Here is a 25,541-nt window from a genome sequence, read left to right as displayed (position 1 = left end):
CCTCTTACGATTTCTCTTATTCCACTTATTAAGAAAACTTCACTTGAGGTTGCGTTTTTGTTACATGAAAATGATTCTCATTCATTGCTATAATCAATACGACAACGATTAAGGGAACGAACGAGATGCAGACGTCTATTTACCAACAATACCTCCAGGCTAAAGTTGAACATCCGCGTAAATATGCTCGCGATCTAGCTGCGCTACTCGGCATCAGCGAAGCGGAACTGACTCACGCCCGTGTCGGACACGATGCGCAACGCCTACAGGGTGATGCTAAAGTCTGGTTAAGCGCGCTGGAGCAGGTTGGTAATACCAAGTCGATCACGCGCAACGAGTACGCCGTGCATGAGCATACTGGCTATTATCAAAACCAGACGCTGGATGGACATGCTGGCCTTATCCTCAACCCGCGCGGATTGGATCTGCGTTTATTCCTCTCTCAATGGGCTTCAGCCTTTGCGCTGCGTGAAAACACCGCGCGCGGAGAGCGTCAAAGCATTCAATTCTTCGATCATCAGGGCGATGCGATTCTGAAGGTCTACACGACCGACACCACGGATATGGCCGCCTGGCAGCTATTCGTTGAGAAATTCACCAGCAGCGAAAACCCCGCATTGGCACTTCGTCCGGCAGGCAATGGCACGGCGGCCGAACAGGCCATCGCCCATAATCCTCAGTTTGAAGCAGATTGGCGTGCGATGAAGGATGTGCATGATTTCTTCATCCTGCTCAAGCGCTATAACCTGACGCGTCAGCAGGCGTTTAACTCGGTCGCTGACGATTTGGCCTACCGAGTAGACAACGATGCGCTGTCACAGATCCTGTTTGCCGCGCGTGAAGATCAAAACGAAATCATGGTATTTGTCGGCAACCGTGGCTGTGTACAAATTTTCACCGGCACACTCGAGCGCGTAGAACGTATGGAACAACACGCGGAATGGATTAACATCTTTAATAAAGATTTTACTCTGCATCTGATCGAAGACGCGATTGCTGAAAGCTGGGTGACGCGTAAACCGACGGTCGATGGTGTCGTGACCAGCCTCGAACTCTATGCCGCAGACGGCTCTCAAATTGCACAACTCTTCGGGCAACGTACCGAAGGAACGCCGGAACAACAGCAATGGCGTAATCAAATCGATGCCCTGAAACCGCATAAGGATCTCGCTGCATGAAAAACTGGCTATTCCCCCTGCTATTGACACTCCCACTGGGGGTGTCTGCTGCCGAACGTATCGTGTCTATCGGCGGTGACGTCACGGAAATCATCTATGCGCTGGGCGCAGAGAAAGATCTGGTTGCGCGAGACAGCACCAGCCTGCACCCGGAAGCGGTGAAGAAGCTGCCTGATGTCGGCTATATGCGCCAGCTCAATACCGAAGGCATTCTGGCAATGAAACCGTCTCTGGTTGTCGCCAGCGATCTGTCTCAGCCGTCTCTCATTCTGCAGCAGGTTGCCAGCAGCGGTACCAAAGTCGTTCACGTTCCTGCTCAGCCTTCGTTGGATGTTGTGCCGCAAAAAATCGGCGTCATCGCACAGGCGCTGGGGAAAGAGACGGAAGGTAAAAAGCTGGCGGAAACCTATCAACAGCAACTGGCGGCAGTAAAAAACGCCCCGCTGCCGGTGAATGTGCTGTTCGTTCTCAGCCACGGCGGCATGACCGCGCTGGCGGCAGGCAAAAATACCCCGGCGGACACGATTATCCGCAGCGCGGGATTAAAGAATGCCATGCAAAACGTTGAGCGTTACCAGCCGCTGTCGCAAGAAGGCGTGGTTGCCAGTGCGCCGGACCTGATTCTGATCTCCAGTCAGGGGCTGAAAACATTGGGTGGTGAAGCGCAAGTCTGGAAATTACCCGGTCTGGAACTGACGCCTGCTGGCAAGCAGAAACGCCTGCTCGTCGTCGATGACATGGCAATGCTCGGCTTTACGCTCGACACCCCAGCGCTAATGGCAACGCTGCGCCAGACAGCCGAAGCGATAAAATGACGTCACGGTTTCACCCGCGCACGTGGTTGCTCGCACTGCTGTTACTGATGGTGGCACTGATGGTCGGTGCCGCCAACATGGGCGCACTGACCCTCTCGCTCAAAATGTTATGGCAAACGCCGCTTGACGATCCGATCTGGCATATCTGGTTGAATATCCGCGTTCCTCGCGTACTGCTGGCGATACTCGTCGGCGGCGCGCTGGCCTGTTCCGGCGCAATTATGCAGGGATTATTTCGTAATCCGCTTGCCGATCCCGGCCTGCTTGGCATCAGCAGCGGTGCCGCACTCTGCGTGGCGCTGACTATCGTGCTACCGCTTGGTCTTCCCCCACTGCTGGCACTTTACAGTCCGATGTTTGCCGCCTTTGCGGGGAGTCTGGCGGTTACCGCCATCATTTTCATCCTCAGCCGTTCCGAACAAGGTGGATTAACGCGACTGCTGTTGGCAGGCATCGCGCTCAATGCGCTGTGTATCGCGCTGATCGGTGTCCTGACCTACATCAGCACCGACCAACAGTTGCGCCAGTTTTCACTCTGGGGCATGGGCAGTCTCGGACAGGCACAGTGGCCGATGTTGCTGGTTGCCAGTACGCTGACCATCCCCGCCATGATCGTGACGCTGTACTACGCACGCCGTTTGAACCTGCTTCAACTCGGGGATGAAGAAGCGCACTACCTCGGTGTCAACGTGAGGCGTACCAAGCATATTCTTCTGTTGCTCAGCTCGCTGTTGGTAGGTGTCGCAGTGGCGGTGAGCGGCGTGATCGGGTTTGTCGGGCTTATCATTCCACATCTGATACGTTTGCATCTGGGTGCCGATCATCGCTGGCTCCTTCCCGGTTCTATTCTCGGCGGTGCCTGTCTGCTCCTGTTTGCCGATACGCTGGCACGCACGCTGCTTGCGCCAGCAGAAATGCCCGTTGGGCTGTTAAGCAGCCTGATTGGCGGGCCGTATTTCTTATGGCTGATCGTTCAGCATAAAGGACGTGGCAATGACTGACTCCGCGTTTGACCAGACGTTAGTCGCGCGCCATCTACGCTTTCAGACCAACGGTCGCTATCTGACGGATGATGTTTCTCTGGAACTGCACTGTGGGGAAATCGTCGCAATTATCGGCCCCAACGGCGCGGGAAAGTCGACCCTGCTCCGTTTGTTGACCGGTTATTTGACGCCCGATGACGGCGAGTGCTTGTTAGCCGGACAGCCATTTTCACACTGGCAGCCCGGCGCGCTGGCAAAAACACGCGCGGTGATGCGTCAGCATAGCGGCATGGCGTTTGCATTTAGCGTGCGGGATGTCGTCGCGATGGGGCGTTCCCCGCATGGGGGCTATCCGAAAAATGATGACGTCATTCAGCAGGTCATGGCGCAAACGGGCTGTCTGGAACTGGCTGCGCGTGACTATCGCCACCTGTCCGGCGGGGAGCAGCAGCGTGTACAGCTCGCTCGCGTGCTGGCGCAGCTGTGGCATCCAGAACCGACGCCGGGTTGGCTGTTTCTCGATGAACCCACGTCGGCGCTGGATCTGTACCATCAGCAGCATCTCTTGCGGCTACTCAAGCAGCTTACGCGTGAACAGCCGTTAGCCGTATGCTGCGTCCTGCACGATCTGAATTTGGCGGCGCTGTATGCCGATCGCATTCTGTTGTTACACGAAGGAAAACTGGTCGCACAGGGTACGCCCGCACAGGTGCTGCAGGCGGAGACGTTGACCCACTGGTATCGCGCCGATCTCAGCGTCGGTTCACACCCTGACTATCCCCTTCCTCAGGTTTACCTGCGGCAATAGCCATCCCCCTGCTCCGGCTTAGCTGGAGCAGGAAATCTCCAGATGTTTGCCCCACTCTGGTGGTAACGCCGCCAGTTCGTTCTTATCCGGCTGTTCGTCAAACGGCTGACACAAAGCTTGATGCAGACGTGCCAGTACGCTGATGTCATCGTTTTCAGCCCGTTCAATCGCCATTTGCGCCAGATAATTACGCAGAATAAATTTCGGATTCGTCGTATTCATCAACCGACGTCGCTCTTCATCACCTTGCTCTTCCTGCATCAGCCTTTGGCGATAGGTCGCAAACCAGCTATCGAACGCTGCTCTGTCGATAAACTCATCACGGAGCGGCGCACGCGATGCCAGCTTTTCACTGTCTGCCAGCAAACGGAACGTGCGGGTGTAGTCGCTGCCTTCCTGCTGCATCAGACGTAACAGCCCGACCAGTACGTCATTATCTTCCGCGCTCGCGGTAAACAAGCCCAACTTGGCGCGCATCAGCATGCCATAATGCTGCATCAACGCCGGTTCATAGCGGGCAAGCGCGCGCTCCAGCGTGTCGGTATCCATCAACCCCGACAGCGCCTGCGCCAGACGATGTAGATTCCACAGCCCCACCGCAGGCTGATTATCAAACGCATAGCGCCCGCGATGATCGGAGTGGTTACAAATAAAGTTGGGTTGATAGGCATCTAAAAAGCCATAAGGACCGTAGTCGATGGTCAGCCCCAGAATCGACATATTATCCGTATTCATCACGCCGTGTGAAAACCCCACCGCCTGCCAGTGCGTAATCAGACGGGCGGTACGTTCTACCACATCGCCAAACCACAGCTCATAGCGACGCTCATCGTTTTCCCACTGCGGCCAGTGGCGGGCAATGACATACTCCACCAGTTGACGCACCTTTTCCGGCTCACGGCGATAGTAGAAGTGTTCAAAATGGCCGAAACGCACATGGCTTTCCGCTACGCGCATCAGCATGGCGCCCTTTTCTTCCTGCTCACGCTGTACCGGATGCGTGCTGGTGACAATCGTCAACGCCCGCGTAGTGGGGATCCCCAAATGGTGCATCGCTTCCGAGGCCAGAAATTCGCGTATCACCGAGCGCAGCACGGCACGACCGTCCCCCATGCGCGAATACGGCGTCAGCCCTGCGCCTTTCAGGTGCCAGTCCATGCTGCGACCATCTGCCAGCTGTTGTTCTCCCAGCAGGATGCCGCGCCCGTCACCCAATTGGCCGGCCCACATGCCAAACTGATGGCCGCTATACACCTGCGCCAGCGGCTCCATTCCCGGCAACAAACGCTCGCCGCTCCAAACGGCATCCTGTTCTGGCGTAAACCAGTCAGAAGACAAACCGAGTTCGGCGGCTAACCCCTCGCTATGGTAAAGCAAGCGCGCACCATGTAGCGGTTTGGGCTGTAGCGCGGTATAGAACCCCGGCAATTGGTGAAAATAGTGATTTTTGAATAACGGTGTCTGCTGCATCTTGTCTCCCTAATACCACCCTGTTCAGGTGAAGAGAGCCACACGCTCACCACACATCGACTAACGGGTATGCAGAAAGTGTAGAGGGATGGTAATGAAATTAACACGGAGGAAACATAAGGGTATTCGCTTCACAAGCGAGATCCAAAAAAACCTCACATCCGAAAAGTAGTTAGACCGATTGAATTAGCCAATAAGCGCCGTGTGTGGCTCAAGTTCGTCAAAATGTACGGCAGGCCACATTTGCCCCTGAACGGCATCAATGTCCAGTAGTCTCATTGTGTTCAGAATCGCCACGGTGTCGATCTCCTTGGCGACAATGCTGATGCCTGAATAGCTGCTTTTAATCGTCCGCAGCAACGGCTCCATCATCAACGTATTTGCCGGACGCGATAAAAGTTGCCCAATGAACTGGCGATCCAACTTTACACCTTGTACCAGGCCATCATACAAAGGCTTAAGCGTTGTCTTTCCAGAACCAAAATTATCCAGCCATAAAGGAAAGGCCTGACTCAGATTCAGCAACATGGCGTTTTCTTTTCCCTGCGAGAGCTGCGGGAAAAACTCATTAATTTCCAACAGGACAAAGTCGAGACGTTTGATTTCGCCGCGCAGCACTTCAGAATTGATTAAAATTTCTGCTATTTCACGCCCCACCTTCAGCACCAATTGAATGTGGTTATCGATAAACCATGCGGATTTTTCTTTGATAAAAAGCAGCTGTTCATGAACCAAATCATGCTTCTGGCGTGGATTTAATTGCATGAGAAGAATATCGGCAGGCATGCTCAGCTTGCCCGAAAGACCATTAAAATGGCTTATCATTTCGACTGCCAGCAACGTTCCATCCAACCTGAATATCGGCCAGAAAACATAGTCACTGGTGTAGTCAACAGCAAGGTGGATGCGCATGATCCTGTACTGCATGGAGATTAATAATAATCACATTACGTTATTATTATAGATGAATCTACAGCGCTTATTCGCATAACGCACGAAAAGCGTCTTTCTGCCATGCAACAGGACTCATTTAGCAGCGAATTTCACGTTTTAACGCAAACTCTGCTCCAGCCACTCAGCCAGTTCCTGCAATTCGTTTTGCTGTTCAGGGAAAGCGGTAATCAATGCCTGACACGTTGCCGCCATATTTTCCGGGCGATATACCGTTCCCTGTAATGCGCAAGCGAGTGCTTCTAACGGCGCAGGGTTCAGGCTATCGGTATAAACCTGCGCGCGGACAATCACGCCGCGTTCCACATCAAAATGCAATTCAATCCCGCCCCAGGTAAATCGGTTATCAAGTAAATGCGAGAAGTCCGGCGCCTGACCGAAATTCCATTCCCAGCTACTTTGACGCGCAAACTGTTCGCTGAACCCCGGTAAATCGGGGTAAGCAGAAGGCGAGATAATTTCCGGCTCGCACTGTTCGCCGAAATAATCGAAGAAGGCCTGCGTCACCGCCTGACAGATCACCTGATGATCGACAGAAGGCAGCAACTCCACCAGATTGGCAACGCGAGAACGCACAGACGTAATCCCTTTTGCCTGTAGTTTTTTAATGTCTGGGTTCAAGTAATCGGCTAAACGATTGAGGTCTGCGTTTAGCAGTAGCGTGCCGTGATGAAAGCCGCGATCTTTCGTTTCGCGATAGGCAGAACCGGACACCTTGCGCACACCGTCTGCGGTTTCCACCACCAGATCGTTGCGACCTGACGCGCTGGCTTTTAACCCAAGAGCACTGAGTGCATCCAGAACGATCTGCGTTGAGACGCTTTTATCGTACTCCGGTTTGCCCGCCATAAAGGTAAAACAGGTATTCCCGAGATCGTGAAAAACCGCCCCGCCGCCGCTGCTGCGTCGTGCCAGCTTGATGCCATCCTCTTCCATCCGCCGCGTATTGCACTCTTTCCACGGGTTTTGGGCACGACCAATGACCACAGTTTCCGCATTACGCCACAAAAACAACACCCGCTGCGTAGTGGGCATCTGGCGAAAGATGCATTCCTCAACGGCCAGATTAAACCAGGGATCGTAAGAGTCAGAGATCAATAAACGCAGAGAGGACATGAGCAGCTCCGTGCTGTAAGTACACTAAATAAAGGGAGAAAATCAGATGCGGCGAGCCTGCCAGTAAGCCCGTTTCCAGTACACGTTATCCAACGACGAACGGATTACGCCCTGACTGGTGGAGGCATGAATAAACTGGTCGTCTTTGTCATAAATACCGACGTGCAACCCGCTGCTACCGCTGCCGGTTTTGAAAAAAACCAAATCGCCCGGTAACAGATTCTCGCGATCAATGCGCTCGCCCAATTCGGTTTGTTCTTCGGTGGTGCGCGGCAGCTGCATGCCAAATTTATCGCGGAACGTCAGGTAGACAAAGCCGGAACAATCGACACCATTACGATCCAGCCCGCCATAACGATAAGGCGTTCTGTACCATTGTCCCAGTTGATCGTTTAGCTGCACCATCACCATGATCGAATCGCTCAGACGCGCGTTCGGCGGCGGATTATTATGCCGGCTACTGCTACAACCGACCAAAATCAGGCTGGCGAGAATCAAAGCGTGTCGTAAACGTATCATCGCAATTACCATAAAACCGCTCAGGCCATAGACCTCTGGCGTTTGAAAATGCTAGGTATTGGATTAATTTAGCGTTTAATCGGGGTGACTGGCAAGTAAAGGCGATTTTTCCTATTTTCTAACGACGCAGATTTTCTCTCGGCATCAGGCACTACGAGTGATGATCCAGTTTTTACCATCGACCACGTGCCGCTGAAACGCGACACCGAATACTGGGGACAGCACCTCCGGCCGCATGACCTCGGCCGTTTCGCCCTGAGCCACCAGAGCGCCTGCCGACAATAGCCATACGCGATCCGCATGGTGGGCACTGTGGTTCAGGTCGTGTGTGCAAACCACAACCGTGATGCCAGAACGGCAGAGTTCACTCAGTAACGCATCCAGCGCCACCTGCTGCGCCACATCAAGGCTATTGGTCGGTTCATCCAGCAGCAACAGACGCGCGTGCGGATTGAGGGTCGGCCAAATCTGCAACAGCGCCGCCGCCAGCCGAACGCGCTGCCACTCGCCCCCCGACAGTTGCGTAAGCGGACGCGCCAACTTGTCGGTTAACATCAGGCGTTCCGCCAGAAGATGCACTACTTTTTCAACCGCGTATTCCTGAGCCAGAGGCGGTTGATGCAGTTGCCAGTATTGGAATACCGGCATCAGCGCCAGCGGCGGTTGCTGCTGTGCCAGATAGGCACGCCGTATGGCCAAATCTGCCGCCGTATACTGCGACAGCGACGTGCCAGCCAGCAAGACTTCGCCTTCTCCCGCCAGCAACCCCGCCGCCCTTGCCAGCAATGTACTCTTTCCGGCGCCGTTCGGGCCAATGATATGCAGCAGTTCACCGCGACGACACTCCGCCGTCGTCGGTGACAAACGCGGCGAGGCACCAGCCTGTCGCAGCTCCAATACCGGAGAAGTCTGTTGCGTCAATTATTTTGCCAGCGCATCGTCGATCGCTTTCACGATAGTGTCATGGTCAGGTGCCATATCCGGCGCAAAGCGATCAATCACACGCCCTTCGCGATCTACCAGGAATTTTTCGAAATTCCACAGAATGTCTTCCGGGTTCTTAGGCTTACGTCCCTTATTGACCAAACGCGCAAAAAAGTCACTTTTCCAGGTTCCGTTGGCTTCTGGCTGTTCACGAATTAACAACTGGTACAGCGGATGACGATTCTCGCCATTCACTTCAATCTTGCTGAACATCGGGAACTGAACGCCAAACGTCCCACGGCAGAACGCCTGGATCTCTGCTTCCGACCCCGGTTCCTGACCGGCAAATTCATTGGAGGGGAATCCCAGCACGACCAAGCCTTTGTCACGATAGGTTTCATAGAGTTTTTCCAGCGCGTCGTATTGCTTCGTCAGGCCGCATTGAGAGGCGACGTTGACGACTAAAGCAACCTGCCCTTTAAACGCCTCAAACGTTGTCGCTTTCCCGTCGATAGTAGTCAGTGGAATAGCGTAGATTTCAGTGCTCATCGTTTTGCTCCCTTTAATGATCAATAAGAATGGATAAAACAAGACATATCGCTACAACCGATTACGTAATAACAGCCAGATAAACCATGGCGATCCCAGCGTAGCGGTAACCACGCCTATCGGCAACTCAGCTGCACTCAGCGCAACGCGCGCGACCGTATCCGCCAGCAGCAGAACCCCGCCGCCAGCCAACACACAGCCGTTCAATAAATAACGTTGATCGGTCAACCCGCACAGCCGCAACATATGCGGGATCACCAAGCCAATAAACGCGATGATGCCAGCCAGCGCCACGCTCAGCCCAACCTGTACGCCCATGACCAGCACGAGAATCGTGCGCCAGCGATAGACCGGAATGCCCAACTGACGCGCCTGAATCTCGCCGAGCGTCAACCCGTTCAGCACCGTCCCCTGACGGCTTAACCACAGCAACAGCGGCAAGAGCGCCAACATCAGCCAGCCGTGCCGCCAGTCAATGCCACTGAAGCCGCCCATCATCCAGTACATCAGTTGGCGTAAATCGAGACTGGTACTGAAATAGACGGCCCAGGTCATCACCGCACTACAGATAATGCCGAGCGCAATGCCGATGAGTAATAGACGGGTATTGGAAATATGACGACGGGCAAAATGAAGTAACAGAAAGGTAATCAGCAGCGCGCCAGCTATCGCGCTCAGACTTAACGTCCAGACGGGCAGCAGTCCCTGCCCCAGCAGCACCGTCAGCACTAAGGCCACGCCTGCGCCGTTCGCCACACCCAGCAGCCCCGGCTCCGCCAATGGATTATCAAAGACGGCCTGCATCACAGTGCCCGACATTGCCAGACTGGCCCCCACCAGCATCACGGCCAGCGTTCTGGGCAAACGCAACTGCCAGACAAAGAGTTGCTGAGCCTCATCCAGCCAGGCCGTCGGCCAAATCCAGCGTTCCCCGGCACACAAACTGACGACCAGCGTAAGCGCGAGAAACGCCAACAGCAGTACCAGACTCCGACGATCGCGTCTGTACTGCTGTTGTTTTAGCTGGCTGTAGTGAGGCAACTGCGTCGCGTGCTTTAGCGGGATATCACCCGGCGATAATGGCTGCATTGTTCACCGTAACAAGGGATCCAGCGCAATGAAAAAGCGCAGTTAAGATAACGTCCTGTCACGTATGTTAAACGATTTCGCCCGCCTTACACGCTTTTTCCTTGTTATCGCAATGCAATCAAAATGAATATGAACGCTACTTCGTGCTGCATACCGCAATATAGTTAAGCTGGTTGCGATTGCGGCGGAAGGTATGAAACATGTTGAAGAACATGCCACGGTTTTCTTTCTTCAGTGCATTTTTTACGATGCGCGCCGCGCCAGCCAAACCTTCATCATAAATCAGCCCTTGTGGCGTCAGCAGCGTCATTGCACCGTTATCGTAGCTAACCTTGCTAAAACCACACTCCTGAAACAGCGTCACCCAGCGCTCACGCAGCATCGGCTGAGCATGTACGTTGATCGCTTTGTGCATCTGTTCCACCGCCTGCAATGCCCCGGTATCTTTCTCGGAGAGCAGCATGATATCGTGAGTAATCAGGCGGCCACCCGGTTTCAGCACGCGATAATATTCAGCAATAATCCGGCTCTTGGCCTTGTCGGCATACATCGTCAACATGGCTTCGTTAATCACCACGTCAAAGTGATTATCGGGAAACGGCAGTTCCAGCGCATTCGCCTGCATAATCGTGACCTGCGAAGCCAGACCGTTCGCCGCGACATTTTCCTGCGCCTTCTCTAGCGCGGCTTTATCCATATCCGCACCGATGACCTGACAGCCAAAACGACGGGCGATCTCCATCGCCGTAGTGCCCATATTGCAGGCAACTTCCAGCACGACGCTGTCCTGCCGGAACCCAGCCTGACTGAGCAGCCACTCGGTCGCCTTTCTGCCGCCGGGACGCAGACGTTTTTTCCCCAATCGGGCTAAAAATTTATGCCCTGCTTCATGATCGCTCATACTGTCACTCCTTAATTCTGTTTATCGCGTTAGCCGTTTATGAAATAGCTGTTTAGTTCGTTTTCAGCGTCTTCAACATGGTCAGCAACATACGCGACGACTGCTGCGCATCAACGGCATGTGGGATATTGGCTGGCATACGCACCAACGTGCCAGGCTGCGCGACAACGGGTTCGCCACCGATCGTCAGCAATAATTCACCTTCAAGCACCATAACCAGTGCATCATAAGGCGCACTGTGTTCACTCAACCCCTGCCCCTGATCGAAAGCAAACAACGTGACATTGCCGCCGTCGGTACGAGCCAATACGCGGCTGGCGATACCGTGTTCGGTTGGGGTAATCAACTCATGGAGAACCAGCGCCTGTGCCGCCGGAAGGGTATTTTCTTTCATAGAAACGCTCCGCTATTCTCGATTCGGCATGCCGTGATTTTGCTTGCCGAATCCATGCAAGTGATTATTATTTTCATTTACTGGCTTGATGGTAATACCAGCCTCTGGGAGGGCAAATGACATTTGTCAAAAAGGCGCTGTCGCCCGACGAATACGGTGAGGTGCTGTTTCAGCATGACTGGATGCGCGGTGAACCCAGCGATGTGGTGTGTGAGTTATTGGCAAAAAGCGAGCGCCTGTTTTTCCGGCAGGATGACGTCCTGTTTCGCGAAGGCGACAAAATGCAGCACTGTTTGCTGGTTGAAACGGGAAAGTTGCAGGCTTTTCGCCATACCTATGGCGGGGATGAAAAGATCTTCGGGCAATTTGAACGCGGTGAGTTTGTCGCCATCGCGGCGGTGTTTATGGATCACGGCCGTTTCCCGATGAATATCCGCGCGTTGAGCGATGGCCATACGCTGATGATTCCACGGCATGATATTCACCAGTTTTGTTTGCAGCGCCCGGAACTGGCGCTGCGTTTGCTCAACTATCTGGGCAAAAAACTCTATTCGACGATCAACCAAATCGACTGGCTGACATCCAGCTCCGCGCCACAGCGTCTGGCTGATTATCTGCTGCGGCAGCACCACATTCAGCAAACGCAGCAACTGACATTACCGGTGAGCCGAGGGCAGCTCGCAACGTCATTAGGGATGCGCGGTGAAACATTGAGCCGATTGATGTCCGACTGGAAGCGGCAAGGCTACATTACCTATCGGGGCCATCAGGTGGAATTGTGCGATCTGAATTATCTGAAAGAACTGGCGGCCGAGGCCAGACGGACATTCTGATCGTTCTAAGTCTTTGTCGATTCAGGCATGACGGGTGGATAGAACAACGGTGGTTATACTCTAAATAATTCAAGTTTCAGGAAGGCGGCAAGGGAAGGAATCCCGATGAGCTTACTCAAGTAAGTGATTCGGGTGAGTGAACGCAGCCAACGCACATGCAACTTGAAGTATGACGAGTATATACATTTTGACAATTGTCATTCCCTCATCACCGAATTATCAACTACGCTTAGCTTACATTAATGAGAATAGCTCTCATTAACATAATTATCTCATGCCTATCGTGATGAGATACCGTGAGGGTAACGCTATGCTGGACTTTTTCCGACGAACCTTATCTCTTCATGGAACATCGTCACGCCATGACAGCCAACAGCCACGGCATCCACAGGCGGCCTCGCCGACAGACACCGCTGCTCATGCTCGCTGTAGCGAGAGTGAATATTGTTTCTTTAACCACACCGCCATGTTGCCATTCGATCAGCTTGACGAATGCTGCTGCGGCAACGATAGAAATAAACAAGAGAAAACGTCGTCCTCATACGATTCATGACGTTTTCACTTTTTGCTGGCGTTTAAAACTTGATGCTTTGACCACGCGTCAGCCAGGCCGCGACAAACTCTGGCACGACTGTACTGGCGGGACCGTAGATTTTTTCATCAAACTGGCTTTCTACCTGGCTGGGCTCCAGATTCAGCTCCAGCGTGTAGGCACCGTGCGAATGAGCCTCATGGACAAAACCGGCAGCGGGATACACATGCCCCGATGTGCCAATCGCAATAAAGTAATCTGCCTGCGACAGCGCATGGTAAATCTTGTCCATGTGCAACGGCATTTCACCAAACCACACTACATGCGGGCGTAAAGGCGCGGGAAATTGACAGCAGTGGCAGCGTTCACCGACGGCGAGATCGTCCGTCCACTCAACGATCTGTCCACTTTGGCTACAGCGTATTTTCAGCAGCTCACCGTGCATATGAATGACACGCTGGCTACCGGCACGCTCATGCAGGTTATCGATATTTTGCGTAATCAGCAGGAAGTTATCTTCCAGCATCGCTTCCAGGTTGGCCAATGCCAGATGTGCGGCATTTGGCACAATTTCCGGCTGCTGTAGCTGACGGCGACGAGCGTTATAAAACGCCTGCACCAGCTCAGGGTTACGCTGAAAGCCTTCCGGCGTGGCGACATCCTCGACGCGGTGTTCCTCCCACAGGCCATCGGCAGCGCGAAAGGTACGAATACCCGACTCCGCTGAGATACCAGCCCCCGTCAGTACCACCACGCGCGGTTTTTTCACTTCGCTTGCTGCCAGATAATCACGATGGAAAATACGCGCACGAAGACGCTGTTGCCGCATACGCTTTCCCTTATGAAAACGCCCTAATCGTTGACGCGTATACATACGTTCTCCAGCTAGTTATCCATTAAGTGTAGCAACGCCGCGCCACGTACGCCGCCCGCATCACCGTGACGCGCTTTCTCTATCCGTGGCAGTTTCGCAATCGGTAAAAGTCGTGAAGGAAGACGCGTCGGCAGAATCTGATAAATTTCATCAAAATTCGACAGGCCGCCGCCTAGCACCAGCAGATGCGGATCGAATAGGGTCAGCAGGTTACCCAAACAGGCCGCCAGCAAATCCATAAAACGGTCGACAAATTCTCGTGCTTTTTCCTCTCCACCACGATAGTGCCGGATGATGGTTACGGCAGGCAGAGCTTCACCATACATATGCTCATATAGCCATTCAAAACCACGGCCGGAAATATAATTCTCAATGCAGCCAGATTGCCCACAGCCGCACTTCACGCGGGGAATATCCACACCGATGATATCCAGCGCGTCGGACGGCAGGCGGAGATGACCAAACTCACCGGCGATACCGTTGCGCCCGTCCACCGGACGCCCGTTAATCACCAGTCCACCACCCAGCCCCGTCCCCAGAATTAGGCCCAAAACGACAGGATAGGAACGAAATTCCGCGTCCCACGCTTCCGACAGCACAAAGCAGTTGGCATCGTTGTTGATACGAACATCTCGCTGCAAACGCTGCGACAGATCCGTACGCAGTGGTTTGCCCATCGCCGCAGGCAGATTAGCGGTAAACAGCGCGTCGTTATCGCCCGTTTGTATTCCCGGTATGCCAATACCGACCTTGCCCTGTACACCGACCTGTGCGTCGGCCTCATGCACCAGATCAACCAGCATAGTGAGCAGCTCATCGTAATGCGTACGCGGTGTCGGCACCCGCTTTTGCCATACTTTGTTCAGCTCGGCGTCGAACACGCCCAGCTCAATTTTCGTTCCGCCCATGTCAAAACCGTAGTACATGACTGCTCCTTAGGGTGTGATCGCTTTCCCACACGATAGGGACTATCCCCGTCATCTCTCAAGCCGCATGTGCGTTGGCTTGGCTTACTGTCCGCTCAAGACGCGGGCAGGGTCAATCCGGCTGGCGCGCCGTGCCGGATACCAGCTGGCAATCAGACTCAGTACCAGCGAGGTTCCTAATACGATAAAGACATCCATCAGGTGCAATTCTGACGGTAGAAAATCGATAAAATAGATGTCGCCAGACAACAGCTTATGGCCGATGAGGGCTTCAATGCCGTGAATAATTGGCGTCAATTGCAAGGTAGCTATCACGCCAATCACCGCACCTATCACGCTGCCCAGCAGTCCGGCCAGTAGCCCATACCACACAAAGATCGCTCGAATCAGTCCGTCTGATGCTCCCAGCGTACGCAGGACCGCGATATCGCTGCTTTTATCCTTCACCGCCATCACCAGCGTTGAAACAATATTAAAACAGGCCACGCCAATCACCAGGATCATTGCCAGATACATGATAGTTCTCACCATCTGGATGTCCCGATACATATAGCCATAGGTGCCAATCCAACTGCGAATAGTGACATAAGACTTCGTGACTAAACCTGCATCCCGCACCAGCTTATTGGCGGAGAACACGTCGTTAGCCTTGATCGCAATTCCCGTTACACTCTGCCCCATATCCAGATACTGTTGGGCATCCGCAAGTGGAATCAGCGCTAAACCGTGATCGAGCTGGCCGCTCAATTGTAAGATGCCGCTGATGTGCAGCCGGATGCGTTTAGGCTGCATCAGCTTCATTTCCGGGTCGCTGTTCGGGATCATCACCGTGACCCAGTCCCCTTGCGCAACATTCAGCGCCTTTGCCACACCTTGCCCAATGATGACCTGCTGTTCGCCCGCGTGAAACCGCTGCCAGGCATCATTGAGAACATAATTAGGCAGCGCGCTGAGACGTTTCTCCTGCTGCGGATCGACGCCTTTTACCTGAACCGCCTGAAGTTTGGCACCGTTCTCAAGCAGACCAGTGAAATTGATATAAGGCGCTGCGGCTGCAACACCAGGCACCTGTTCGATTTTAGGCAGGATGTCCTGCCAGCCGTCGAAAGGTTGATTGACCGGCGCGATCTCGCCATGTGGCACGACGGCGAGGATGCGGTTATTCAGTTCACGTTCAAAGCCATTCATCGCACTCAGGCCAAGAATCAACACCGCCACGCCGAGGGCAATCCCTAACGTCGAAATAACTGAAATCAGCGAAACCATGCCGCCACGCCGACGGCCACGGCTAAAACGCAGGCCAATCAGCAACGAGAGCGGAGGAAATGTCATTGCCGCGCTCCCATCAGGGTCAGCTCTTGCTGCAATTGACCATCACGCATTTCCAGTTGGCGGTTCAGTCGGCTAGCCAGTTGCAGATCGTGCGTCACCACCAAAAACGCAGTGCCCTGCCGGACGTTTAGCTCTCCCAGCAGTTCGAAAATGGTATCCGCCGTGCGTTGGTCAAGGTTACCCGTCGGTTCGTCCGCCAACACCAGCGACGGGCTGTTAACCAACGCTCGTGCAATAGCGACACGCTGCCGCTCACCGCCGGACAGCTCCGACGAACGGTGGTGGCTTCGCGCCTCCAGCCCGACAGCCGCCAGCATTTCCCGTGCTTTATCCTGCGCCTGCGAGGTTGGCACTTTACCAATCAGCAGCGGCATCGCCACATTTTCCAGCGCGGTGAAATCCGGCAACAGATGGTGGAATTGATAAATAAAACCCAGCTCGCGGTTGCGTAAATCTGCCTTTGCCGCCGCCGAGAGCGTATTCAGCGACTGACCTTTAAAGATAACCTCGCCCGACGTCGGCGTATCCAACCCGCCCAGCACATGCAGCAACGTACTTTTGCCCGAACCGGAACTCCCGACGATCGCCATCATCTCCCCGCTGCTCATCTCAAAAGAGACGTCGCGCAACACGTCAGTCGACAGCTTGCCGTCCTGATAGCGCTTGGACAGGTTGTTGCACTGCAATAATGATAAATTACTCATAGCGTAAAGCCTCAGCGGGTTGAACGGCGGCGGCGCGCCATGACGGGTAAAGTGTTGATAAGAGAGCAATCACCATCGCGGAAATGGCAATGGTCACCACCTGCGCGGGATCAATATCCACAGGTAACGCGGCGCCATCGAGCAAGACGCCCAGTATTGGCATCAGCGTATTCAGTTGGCTGGCCAATAGCGTCCCCAGCACTGCCCCTAACAACGCGCCAATCACGCCAGCGCTGCCCCCCTGCACCATAAACACCGCCATAATCTGGCGTTGAGTCAGCCCCTGCGTTTGCAAAATGGCGACTTCACCCTGTTTTTCCATCACCAGTAAACCCAGTGAGGTAATAATGTTGAAAGCGGCCACGGCCACGATCAGGCTGAGCAGCAGCCCCATCATGTTTTTCTCCATGCGCACGGCCTGAAACAGCTCGCCTTTACGTTCGCGCCAGTCTTTCCAGACCGTGCCTTCCGGCAGCGTTTGCGTGCTCAACGTATCAACCGACAGCGGTTTTTCCAGCCACAAACGCCAGCCGGTAATGTGGTTCGCCGGATAGCGCATCAATCGAGAGGCATCCTGCTGATTGACCAACAGCTGATAGCTATCCACTTCGCTGTTCGCGGCAAAGGTGCCGACAACGGTGAAGATACGCTGGCTGGGAATACGCCCCATCGGCGTTAGCTGGCTGGCACTCGTCACCATCATGCGAATCTGATCGCCAGCTTTAACCTCTAGCTGTGCGGCCAGTTTTTCGCCCAAAATGACCTGATACTGACCGGGTTGCAGCTGCTGCTGTTTGACGTTGACCAGATAGCGCGACAGTGGCTCCTGCTCGTCAGGATCAATCCCTAACATCACGCCCACGGCAACGCTGCGGGCGCTTTGCAGCACCACATCGCCCGTCGTCAACGGCGCAATGCGCGTCACGCCGTCCAGCGAGTCTAAGGAGGAAGCAGGAATCAACGCCGGGTTCAGCGAACCTTGCGGCGTAGAGATGACCGCTTGAGGCATCACGCCCAGAATATTGTCTTCCAGTTCGCGCTCGAAGCCATTCATCACGGAAAGCACGGTGACCAGCGCCATCACGCCCAGCGTGATACCAATGGCGGATAACCAGGAGACAAACCGGCCGAAGCGGTCTGATGCACGCCCACGCATGTAGCGCAGGCCAATAAATAAAGCGACAGGTTGATACATGAAATCCGTCTGGATAAGGTTGCCAAAGCAAAGTGATCAAGGATAATAAAGGGTAGTACTGCTTTATGGAACCCTAACACCCTCACTCTACGGCTTTTTCTTATTCTTGGCCGGATGCAGGGAGGCGAGACCCGATAATCAGATGATGCCTGAAAATTACCGTTATTCGCTGCCATCCAAAGCCGGTGAGCAGCGCCTGCTGGGCCAGTTAACCGGCGCTGCCTGCGCCGTTGAATGTGCAGAGATTATTGAACGCCACGCCGGGCTGGTGGTGCTTATCGCTCCCGATATGCAAAATGCCCTGCGCTTACGCGATGAGATTCAGCAATTTACCGACCAGCACGTCACCACACTGCCTGACTGGGAAACGCTGCCCTACGATAGTTTTTCTCCGCATCAGGAGATTATTTCGACTCGCCTTTCCACGCTCTATCAACTCCCCAACATGACGCGCGGCGTTCTGATTCTGCCGGTTAACACGCTCATGCAGCGCGTCTGTCCGCACAGTTTCCTGCACGGCCATGCGTTGGTGTTGAAAAAAGGCCAGCGCCTCGCGCGCGATAAGCTGCGTTCGCAATTGGAGCAGGCGGGCTATCGCAGTGTCGATCAGGTCATGGAACACGGTGAATATGCCACGCGCGGCGCGTTGTTAGATCTGTTCCCGATGGGGAGCGAAGAACCTTATCGCATCGATTTCTTTGATGACGAGATCGACAGTCTGCGTCTGTTCGATGTGGATACGCAGCGCACGCTGAATGAAGTGCCGCACATTAATCTGCTGCCTGCGCACGAGTTCCCAACGGATAAAACCGCCATCGAACTTTTTCGCAGCCAGTGGCGCGAACAGTTCGAGGTACGGCGCGATGCCGAGCACATCTATCAACAGGTCAGCAAAGGCGTCTGGCCCGCAGGGATCGAATACTGGCAGCCGTTATTCTTCAGTGAGCCGCTGCCATCGCTGTTCAGTTACTTCCCTAATAACACGCTGATCGTCAACACGGGGAATATCGAACAGAGCGCCGAGCGCTTCTGGCAGGATATTCAGCAGCGCTTTGAAAGCCGCCGTGTCGATCCCATGCGCCCATTACTGCCGTCAGACTCACTCTGGCTGCGGGTAGAAGGTCTGTTCACGGAGCTGAAAGCGTGGCCGCGCGTACAATTGAGAACCGATACTCTGCCGGAAAAAGCCGCCAACGTGAATCTGGCCTATCTGCCGTTGCCAGAGATGGCGATTCAGCATCAACAGAAATCCCCGCTGGATGCACTGCGCCGCTTCATTGAACAGTCAGAAGGTCAGGTCATTTTCTCCGTCGAGAGCGAAGGCCGTCGCGAAACGCTACAAGAGCTATTGGCACGCATCAAACTGAATCCTACGCTCATCAGCACGCTGGAACAGGCTCAGGAGCGTGGCACCTACCTGATCATCGGTGCCAGCGAGCACGGTTTTATCGACACGCTGCGCCAGCGCGCCTTAATCTGCGAAAGCGATCTGCTGGGCGAACGCGTTAGCCGTCGTCGTCAGGATAATCGCCGCACGATCAATACCGATACGCTGATCCGCAATCTGGCGGAACTGCGACCGGGGCAGCCCGTCGTCCATCTTGAACACGGCGTTGGTCGCTATGCTGGGCTGACAACGCTGGAAGCCGGTGGCATCAAGGCTGAATACCTGATTTTGACCTACGCGGGCGAAGACAAGCTGTACGTCCCCGTTTCTTCACTGCATTTGATCAGCCGCTACGCAGGCGGTGCCGATGAAAATGCACCGCTGCATAAACTGGGTGGCGATGCGTGGTCGCGCGCACGGCAAAAAGCGGCGGAAAGAGTACGTGATGTCGCCGCCGAACTGCTGGATATTTATGCTCAGCGCGCAGCGAAAAGCGGTTTTGCCTTTAAACATGACAAAACGCAGTATCAGCTTTTCTGCGAAAGCTTCCCCTTTGAAACGACCCCCGATCAGGCGCAGGCCATCAACGCCGTACTGAGCGACATGTGTCAGCCGCTGGCGATGGATCGTCTGGTGTGTGGCGATGTCGGTTTTGGTAAAACCGAAGTGGCGATGCGCGCCGCGTTTCTGGCGGTTGAAAACCACAAGCAGGTTGCCGTTCTGGTGCCAACGACGCTGTTGGCTCAACAGCATTTTGACAACTTCCGCGATCGCTTTGCCAACTGGCCGGTGAAGATTGAAATGATCTCCCGCTTCCGTAGCGCCCGTGAGCAAACTCAGGTGCTGGAGGAAACGCAGGAAGGCAAGGTCGATATTCTGATCGGCACCCATAAGCTGTTGCAGAGCGACGTGCGCTGGCGCGATTTAGGGCTGTTGATTGTGGACGAAGAACACCGCTTCGGCGTGCGTCACAAAGAGCGCATCAAAGCGATGCGGGCGGATGTCGATATCCTGACGCTAACCGCTACACCGATTCCGCGCACGCTCAACATGGCGATGAGCGGGATGCGCGATCTGTCGATCATCGCCACGCCCCCTGCCCGTCGTTTAGCGGTAAAAACGTTCGTGCGCGAATATGACAATCTGGTGGTACGCGAAGCCATCCTGCGTGAAATCCTGCGCGGTGGGCAGGTGTATTACCTCTATAACGATGTCGAAAATATCGAAAAAGCCACTCAGCGACTGGCGGAACTGGTGCCGGAAGCACGTATCGCTATCGGCCACGGCCAGATGCGTGAACGTGAGTTGGAACGGGTCATGAACGACTTCCACCACCAGCGTTTTAACGTGCTGGTGTGTACCACCATCATCGAAACCGGGATCGACATCCCGAGCGCCAACACCATCATCATCGAGCGTGCCGACCACTTCGGTCTGGCGCAGTTACACCAGTTGCGTGGCCGCGTCGGGCGTTCCCATCATCAGGCTTATGCCTACCTGCTGACGCCGAACCCCAAAGCGATGAGTACCGATGCGCAGAAACGTCTGGAAGCGATCGCTTCGCTGGAAGACCTCGGCGCAGGCTTTGCGCTGGCAACGCACGATCTGGAAATCCGCGGCGCAGGCGAGCTGCTTGGAGAAGACCAGAGCGGACAGATGACCAGCGTCGGTTTCTCGCTGTATATGGAACTGCTGGAAAGCGCCGTCGATGCTCTGAAAGCAGGTCGGGAGCCGTCGCTGGAAGATCTGATCAACAGCCAGACCGACGTCGAACTACGGTTACCTGCCCTGCTACCCGATGATTTCATTCCCGACGTCAATACGCGCCTGTCGTTATACAAACGTATCGCCAGTGCGAAAACCAGCGACGAGCTGGATGAGCTGAAGGTCGAGCTGATCGATCGTTTCGGCCTCCTGCCCGATGCAAGCCGCTATCTGTTGCAGATTGCTGCCCTGCGCCAGCAGGCGCAAGCGCTGGGTATTCGCCGTATTGAAGGCAATGAGAAAGGTGGATTTATCGAATTCAGCGAGCAAAATCGCGTCGATCCCTCTCACCTCATCGGCTTGCTACAGCGCGACCCGGGCACCTACCGTCTTGATGGCCCGACCCGCCTGAAATTTATGAAGGATTTAAGCGATCGCCCGCAGCGCATTGAGTTTATCGGTTCGCTGTTGGGGAACATGGCGCAGCATACGCTGGCGGCATAATTCGCTTTGACGAGTATAAACGGGAACCTGAAGGTTCCCGTTTATACCAACCGCTCCCGTGCTGTAGCCATGTCACGCCGGTGGCAGGCCACGCTACGTCGGAATTCATCTCATTTCCTTTTTATCTCATTTAGTTGAGCGAGAAATACCGGTCGCCATACGCATGAAGCGGTCAAAGGCACGGTCTGATAGCAGCCGACGTATACACATTATCGGCTTTACACCAAAACCGACGGCATAGCGTGTTTTGGGCCGACGAGCGCTCACTGCCAGAGCGATAGTGTCAGCAATCATATTCGGGGAAGACTGGCGTTTCCGGCTACTTTCACTCACCATGGAATCGGCCATCGCCTGTGCCTGTTTTGCATAGGCTCCGTCCCCTGATACACCCAACAGTTTCGCGGCGGCAATATCTGCCCACTCGGTTTTAATGCCACCGGGTTCAATGACCACGACATCAATACCGAAAGGCTCCACTTCCAGACGCAGGCAGTCGCTGATCGCTTCCAGTGCAAATTTGGTTCCGTGATACCAGGCACCGAGAGGTGTATAAATCTTCCCTCCCATCGAAGTAATGTTAATCACGGTGCCAGAACGTTGTGCCCGCATATGCGGCAGTATCCGTTGCGTTAGCTGTACTGCACCAAAGACGTTCACCTCAAACTGGGCGCGTCCCTCCTCTAGAGACACCTCTTCCACAGCGCCATAGGAACCATAACCCGCATTGTTTACCACAACGTCGATACGCCCACATTCGGCAATGATGGTATCCACCACCGTCTGTATCGAGACACTCTCTGTCACATCCAGCGGCAGTACACGTATCCCCGCCTCTGCCAGTTTCTGCATCCTCTCGACCCGACGAGCAGCAGCATAAATAGTATGGCCGGCGGCCTTTAAACGCATAACGGTCGCTTCACCAATCCCCGAGGAGGCGCCAGTCACCAGAATAACTTTTGATTTCATACATTGGCCCTTATTGCTGACATAACACGGTGACGCACGCGATGTGCTCATCATCGTCCTTGTGATGTACTTTAGGCGACACTGTCAACCACGGGGATAGCGTATTGTGCCATGTCACTTGCCTTATGCGCCAATAGCCAACGTCGGTATTCAAATAGCGTGGCGTTGTTACGGTAAGGCGGTTTGTCAGTGTAAGTGTGCCGTATTGCGAACGCTGTCCGGCGTCTGACCCGTCCACTCATGGAACGCGCGGTAAAAAGAGTTCGGATCGTCAAATCCGAGAAGAAAAGCGATTTCGCCTGCGGGCATTGATGTGCTCTCGAGATAATGTCGCGCCAGTTTTTCACGCGTACCGTTCAGCAGTGAGCGAAAGCTTTCTCCTTCTTCTTCCAGACGCCGCTGGAGTGTCCGCCTGCTCATCGCCAGTCGGCCCGCAACCACAGCGACACCTGCGCTATTACCGGGCAACAATTCCAATAGCAGCGCCCGAACACGCTCGGTAATACTGGCCTTCTCATCCAGTTCACTCAGGCGGCGGCGAAGTTCAGGCTCGAAAATCTTCCACATTCCATCACTGGCTGTGAGGAATGGACGCAGGCTGTCGGTGGATGAAAAAGTAATTAACGGCTGTGGGCCATGCACAATGTCACACCCAGAGAAATGGGTGTAATGGCGAGAATACGGCGACGGCGGGAGCACCGGCAGAGCAACATGAAGCGCATTGACAGATTCACGCGTACCCAGCTCCGCCAAACGAATAAAAAAGGCAAGCTCAGCAATCTGCAATGAGAATGGCACCTCACTCTGTGCATACAGCCAGACAGGTGCCAGCGTCATATTACCATCCTGACCTACCCGGATATCCAGACGCATCGGAGCCATCAACTGCTTGTACTTTGCCAGTCGTTGAGCGGCCTGCATCAGGCTGGTGCTGCACAGCGCGGCAAAAAGTGGAGGATCAAAAAAGTCAGCGGAAACCTTTTTCACAATATCCAGAGGAAATAACGGTGCACCGACCTCCTCTTCAAGCCCCTGCCAAAAGCGAAAATATTCTGCCGTAGAGAGCCCCACAGCGCTTCTCGACAATAAATCATCCGGCAGACCAGCCCTGCGCATTACATTCACAGGCCGAACACCCAAATCCTTCAACAAGATCTTCCAGCCCGCGTTGAGAAAAAATATTTCGCTGCGTGTCATCTTCACTTCTCAGACCATCTGGTGATGGCATCGTCGGTTGATAAGCAAACTGTCATTCTAGGGTAAAATAAGGGCAGAAAACTTGCTATATGCGCCAGAATGGTGGCAATTCATGCCATCGCCGGGCGATACATCAGACTTTACAAGCCCTGCCAGAACGCAGTAAAGTCGCCACCTTTTTTTATGGCCTGCCATTTCTGGCGGCCTCCCTTCCGGGCCGTCGCCGGTGCGACGTTAAACGCTTTTCCCGGAAATTTTTATGGCATGGGGCACGACGATGTTTATCGGTTTTGACTACGGCACGGCGAACTGTTCCGTGGCAGTGATGGATTCAGGTACACCACGGCTCCTGTCGCTGGAAAAGGATTCTCCTTATCTTTCTTCTCTGCTGTGCGCGCCCGTACGTGAAGCCGTGAGCGAGTGGTTATGGCGGCACCATCAGGTCAGCGCTGAGGGCGAGAACGCGCTGTTGCTCAAACGTGCCATCAGCTATAACCGCGAGGAAGATATTCGCGTACAGCCCGATAGCGTGAAGTTCGGACGCGAGGCGTTACGCCACTATATGGATGACCCGGAAGAGACGTGGTTCGTTAAATCGCCGAAATCTTTCCTCGGAGCTGTCGGGTTGAAAGCGCAGCAAATCGCGCTGTTTGAAGATCTGGTTTGCGCGATGATGTTGCATATCCGCAAGCAGGCAGAAAGCCAGCTTGACCAGCCTATTCGTCAGGCCGTTATCGGTCGCCCGATTAACTTCCAGAGCATCGGGGGCGAAGAAGCCAACCAGCAGGCGCAAGGGATTTTAGATCGTGCGGCACACCGTGCCGGGTTTGAAGACGTTGTCTTTCAGTTTGAACCCGTCGCCGCCGGGTTGGATTTCGAATCGACATTGACGAAAGAGACACGCGTGCTGGTCGTGGATATCGGAGGCGGAACCACCGACTGTTCCATGCTGCTGATGGGGCCAGAGTGGCATAAGCAGCACGAACGCGCGCAAAGTCTGCTAGGACATAGCGGCTGCCGCGTTGGCGGTAACGATCTGGACATCATGCTCGCGTTCAAACAGCTCATGCCGCTGCTTGGCATGAATAGCGAGTCGGAAAAAGGCATCGCTCTGCCGATCATGACCTGGTGGAATGCCGTCGCGATTAACGATATTCCGGCGCAAAAAGAGTTCCATAGCACCGCCAGCCGCGCATTAATCAACGAAATGATCCGCGATGCCCGCCAGCCCGAGCTGGTGAAAAGACTGCTGACCGTGTGGCAACAGCGCCTGAGCTACCGTCTGATTCAACTGGCGGAAGAGAGCAAGATTGCCCTGTCCCATCAGTCGGAGACGGCGGCCGATTTGCACTTTATCGAGTCAGGTCTGGCAACGTGCATTCATGCGGACGAACTCAACGCCGCCATCAATAATCCACTGACTCGCATTCAGCAGCAGGTAACGCTGGCGTTAGAAACCAGCGAAACCCGCCCGGAAGTCATTTACCTGACCGGCGGTAGCGCACGCTCTCCCCTGTTGCGTCAGGCCATTCAGCAATTGCTTCCCGATATTCCTATCGCCAGCGGTAATGATTTTGGTTCTGTTACCGCCGGACTGGCGCGCTGGGCAGAGATTATCTTTCGCCGTTAAGCCAAAGGCGAGACGTAAGCTATCCGTCTCGTCAGGCCATCGTGTTATTTATTTTTGATT

Annotated in this window: 24 protein-coding genes; 7 read left to right on the top strand and 17 right to left on the bottom strand. The window is 54.3% G+C overall.

The genetic code is table 11. From position 1 onward, the window contains the following. The first annotated feature begins 125 nt into the window (after nucleotides 1-125). Genes AB8809_RS09980 through AB8809_RS09965 form a run of 4 tightly spaced genes read left to right on the top strand, consistent with a single transcriptional unit; the run spans nucleotide 126 to nucleotide 3,784 of the window. Complete coding sequence (locus AB8809_RS09980) at nucleotides 126-1,178, top strand: hemin-degrading factor (RefSeq protein ID WP_015840670.1); 1,053 nt, start codon at nucleotides 126-128, stop codon at nucleotides 1,176-1,178. After that, complete coding sequence (locus tag AB8809_RS09975) at nucleotides 1,175-1,993, top strand: hemin ABC transporter substrate-binding protein (protein ID WP_300992322.1); 819 nt, start codon at nucleotides 1,175-1,177, stop codon at nucleotides 1,991-1,993. Before AB8809_RS09980 ends, AB8809_RS09975 begins: the two co-directional genes overlap by 4 nt. Then, nucleotides 1,990-2,994 carry an iron ABC transporter permease gene (locus tag AB8809_RS09970; RefSeq protein WP_015840672.1) on the top strand — a complete coding sequence of 335 codons (1,005 nt, stop codon included), beginning with the start codon at nucleotides 1,990-1,992 and terminating at the stop codon, nucleotides 2,992-2,994. Before AB8809_RS09975 ends, AB8809_RS09970 begins: the two co-directional genes overlap by 4 nt. Continuing rightward, on the top strand, nucleotides 2,987-3,784 hold the full coding sequence (locus AB8809_RS09965; protein WP_349856078.1) for a heme ABC transporter ATP-binding protein: 798 nt from the start codon (nucleotides 2,987-2,989) through the stop codon (nucleotides 3,782-3,784). The genes AB8809_RS09970 and AB8809_RS09965 overlap by 8 nt, the downstream gene beginning before the upstream one ends. Nucleotides 3,785-3,802: 18 nt before the next feature. Here the strand turns inward: AB8809_RS09965 and AB8809_RS09960 are convergent, their stop codons facing one another. The 9 genes from AB8809_RS09960 to AB8809_RS09920 form a co-directional block, all read right to left on the bottom strand. Further along, nucleotides 3,803-5,254, bottom strand: coding sequence for a protein adenylyltransferase SelO (locus tag AB8809_RS09960; protein WP_349856079.1), 1,452 nt, complete (start codon nucleotides 5,252-5,254; stop codon nucleotides 3,803-3,805). Between the two features lie 186 nt (nucleotides 5,255-5,440). After that, nucleotides 5,441-6,166 (bottom strand): EAL domain-containing protein, encoded by a 726-nt coding sequence (locus tag AB8809_RS09955; protein ID WP_349856080.1) that lies wholly within the window; start codon nucleotides 6,164-6,166, stop codon nucleotides 5,441-5,443. A gap of 138 nt (nucleotides 6,167-6,304) precedes the next feature. Next, nucleotides 6,305-7,321 (bottom strand): lipoate--protein ligase A, encoded by a 1,017-nt coding sequence (locus AB8809_RS09950; protein ID WP_320704030.1) that lies wholly within the window; start codon nucleotides 7,319-7,321, stop codon nucleotides 6,305-6,307. 42 nt (nucleotides 7,322-7,363) lie between these two features. After that, nucleotides 7,364-7,840, bottom strand: a complete 477-nt coding sequence (locus AB8809_RS09945; protein ID WP_219607087.1) for an NlpC/P60 family protein — start codon at nucleotides 7,838-7,840, stop codon at nucleotides 7,364-7,366. Nucleotides 7,841-7,984: 144 nt separating this feature from the next. Further along, the gene (btuD, locus tag AB8809_RS09940; RefSeq protein WP_349856081.1) at nucleotides 7,985-8,761 is read right to left on the bottom strand and encodes a vitamin B12 ABC transporter ATP-binding protein BtuD; all 777 of its coding nucleotides are present in this window, start codon (nucleotides 8,759-8,761) and stop codon (nucleotides 7,985-7,987) included. Next, a complete protein-coding gene (locus AB8809_RS09935; RefSeq protein ID WP_182100086.1) occupies nucleotides 8,762-9,313 on the bottom strand; it encodes a glutathione peroxidase in 552 nt (183 codons plus the stop codon). 51 nt (nucleotides 9,314-9,364) lie between these two features. Continuing rightward, entirely contained in the window at nucleotides 9,365-10,402 is a 1,038-nt protein-coding gene (gene btuC / locus AB8809_RS09930; RefSeq protein ID WP_349856082.1) for a vitamin B12 ABC transporter permease BtuC, read from the bottom strand. Between the two features lie 136 nt (nucleotides 10,403-10,538). Then, on the bottom strand, nucleotides 10,539-11,303 hold the full coding sequence (locus AB8809_RS09925; RefSeq protein ID WP_015840681.1) for a class I SAM-dependent methyltransferase: 765 nt from the start codon (nucleotides 11,301-11,303) through the stop codon (nucleotides 10,539-10,541). Between the two features lie 52 nt (nucleotides 11,304-11,355). Then, entirely contained in the window at nucleotides 11,356-11,697 is a 342-nt protein-coding gene (locus tag AB8809_RS09920) for a cupin domain-containing protein (protein ID WP_039532204.1), read from the bottom strand. Between the two features lie 116 nt (nucleotides 11,698-11,813). Between AB8809_RS09920 and AB8809_RS09915 the strand changes: the two genes are divergently transcribed. Continuing rightward, nucleotides 11,814-12,530, top strand: coding sequence for a Crp/Fnr family transcriptional regulator (locus tag AB8809_RS09915; RefSeq protein ID WP_349856083.1), 717 nt, complete (start codon nucleotides 11,814-11,816; stop codon nucleotides 12,528-12,530). A gap of 355 nt (nucleotides 12,531-12,885) precedes the next feature. On the opposite strand, the gene AB8809_RS09910 is transcribed toward AB8809_RS09915, so the two are convergent. The 6 genes from AB8809_RS09910 to lolC form a co-directional block, all read right to left on the bottom strand. Further along, nucleotides 12,886-13,053, bottom strand: a complete 168-nt coding sequence (locus tag AB8809_RS09910) for a hypothetical protein (protein WP_180777893.1) — start codon at nucleotides 13,051-13,053, stop codon at nucleotides 12,886-12,888. 52 nt (nucleotides 13,054-13,105) lie between these two features. Next, on the bottom strand, nucleotides 13,106-13,936 hold the full coding sequence (cobB, locus tag AB8809_RS09905) for a Sir2 family NAD+-dependent deacetylase (protein ID WP_015840684.1): 831 nt from the start codon (nucleotides 13,934-13,936) through the stop codon (nucleotides 13,106-13,108). Between the two features lie 11 nt (nucleotides 13,937-13,947). Beyond that, entirely contained in the window at nucleotides 13,948-14,862 is a 915-nt protein-coding gene (gene nagK, locus AB8809_RS09900; protein WP_349856084.1) for an N-acetylglucosamine kinase, read from the bottom strand. An 84-nt stretch (nucleotides 14,863-14,946) separates the two neighbouring features. Further along, nucleotides 14,947-16,194, bottom strand: coding sequence for a lipoprotein-releasing ABC transporter permease subunit LolE (gene lolE / locus AB8809_RS09895; protein WP_181844747.1), 1,248 nt, complete (start codon nucleotides 16,192-16,194; stop codon nucleotides 14,947-14,949). Next, the gene (lolD, locus tag AB8809_RS09890; RefSeq protein WP_015840687.1) at nucleotides 16,191-16,898 is read right to left on the bottom strand and encodes a lipoprotein-releasing ABC transporter ATP-binding protein LolD; all 708 of its coding nucleotides are present in this window, start codon (nucleotides 16,896-16,898) and stop codon (nucleotides 16,191-16,193) included. The genes lolE and lolD overlap by 4 nt, the downstream gene beginning before the upstream one ends. Next, nucleotides 16,891-18,093 (bottom strand): lipoprotein-releasing ABC transporter permease subunit LolC, encoded by a 1,203-nt coding sequence (lolC, locus tag AB8809_RS09885; protein WP_349856085.1) that lies wholly within the window; start codon nucleotides 18,091-18,093, stop codon nucleotides 16,891-16,893. Before lolC ends, lolD begins: the two co-directional genes overlap by 8 nt. Nucleotides 18,094-18,235: 142 nt before the next feature. Here lolC and mfd point away from each other — a divergent pair, with 142 nt between their 5' ends. Beyond that, nucleotides 18,236-21,688, top strand: coding sequence for a transcription-repair coupling factor (gene mfd, locus AB8809_RS09880; protein ID WP_349856086.1), 3,453 nt, complete (start codon nucleotides 18,236-18,238; stop codon nucleotides 21,686-21,688). Between the two features lie 126 nt (nucleotides 21,689-21,814). Here mfd and AB8809_RS09875 read toward each other — a convergent pair whose 3' ends face one another. Then, on the bottom strand, nucleotides 21,815-22,654 hold the full coding sequence (locus AB8809_RS09875; RefSeq protein ID WP_349856087.1) for an oxidoreductase: 840 nt from the start codon (nucleotides 22,652-22,654) through the stop codon (nucleotides 21,815-21,817). 186 nt (nucleotides 22,655-22,840) lie between these two features. Continuing rightward, nucleotides 22,841-23,851 carry a helix-turn-helix domain-containing protein gene (locus AB8809_RS09870; protein WP_349856088.1) on the bottom strand — a complete coding sequence of 337 codons (1,011 nt, stop codon included), beginning with the start codon at nucleotides 23,849-23,851 and terminating at the stop codon, nucleotides 22,841-22,843. A 277-nt stretch (nucleotides 23,852-24,128) separates the two neighbouring features. Here AB8809_RS09870 and yegD point away from each other — a divergent pair, with 277 nt between their 5' ends. Next, nucleotides 24,129-25,481 (top strand): molecular chaperone, encoded by a 1,353-nt coding sequence (gene yegD, locus AB8809_RS09865; RefSeq protein WP_349856268.1) that lies wholly within the window; start codon nucleotides 24,129-24,131, stop codon nucleotides 25,479-25,481. Nucleotides 25,482-25,541 lie beyond the last annotated feature (60 nt).

Source organism: Pectobacterium aroidearum (assembly GCF_041228105.1).
Taxonomy (GTDB): domain Bacteria; phylum Pseudomonadota; class Gammaproteobacteria; order Enterobacterales; family Enterobacteriaceae; genus Pectobacterium; species Pectobacterium aroidearum.
Note: the sequence above shows the minus strand (reverse complement) of the source record. Positions and strands in the feature narration are given on the sequence as shown.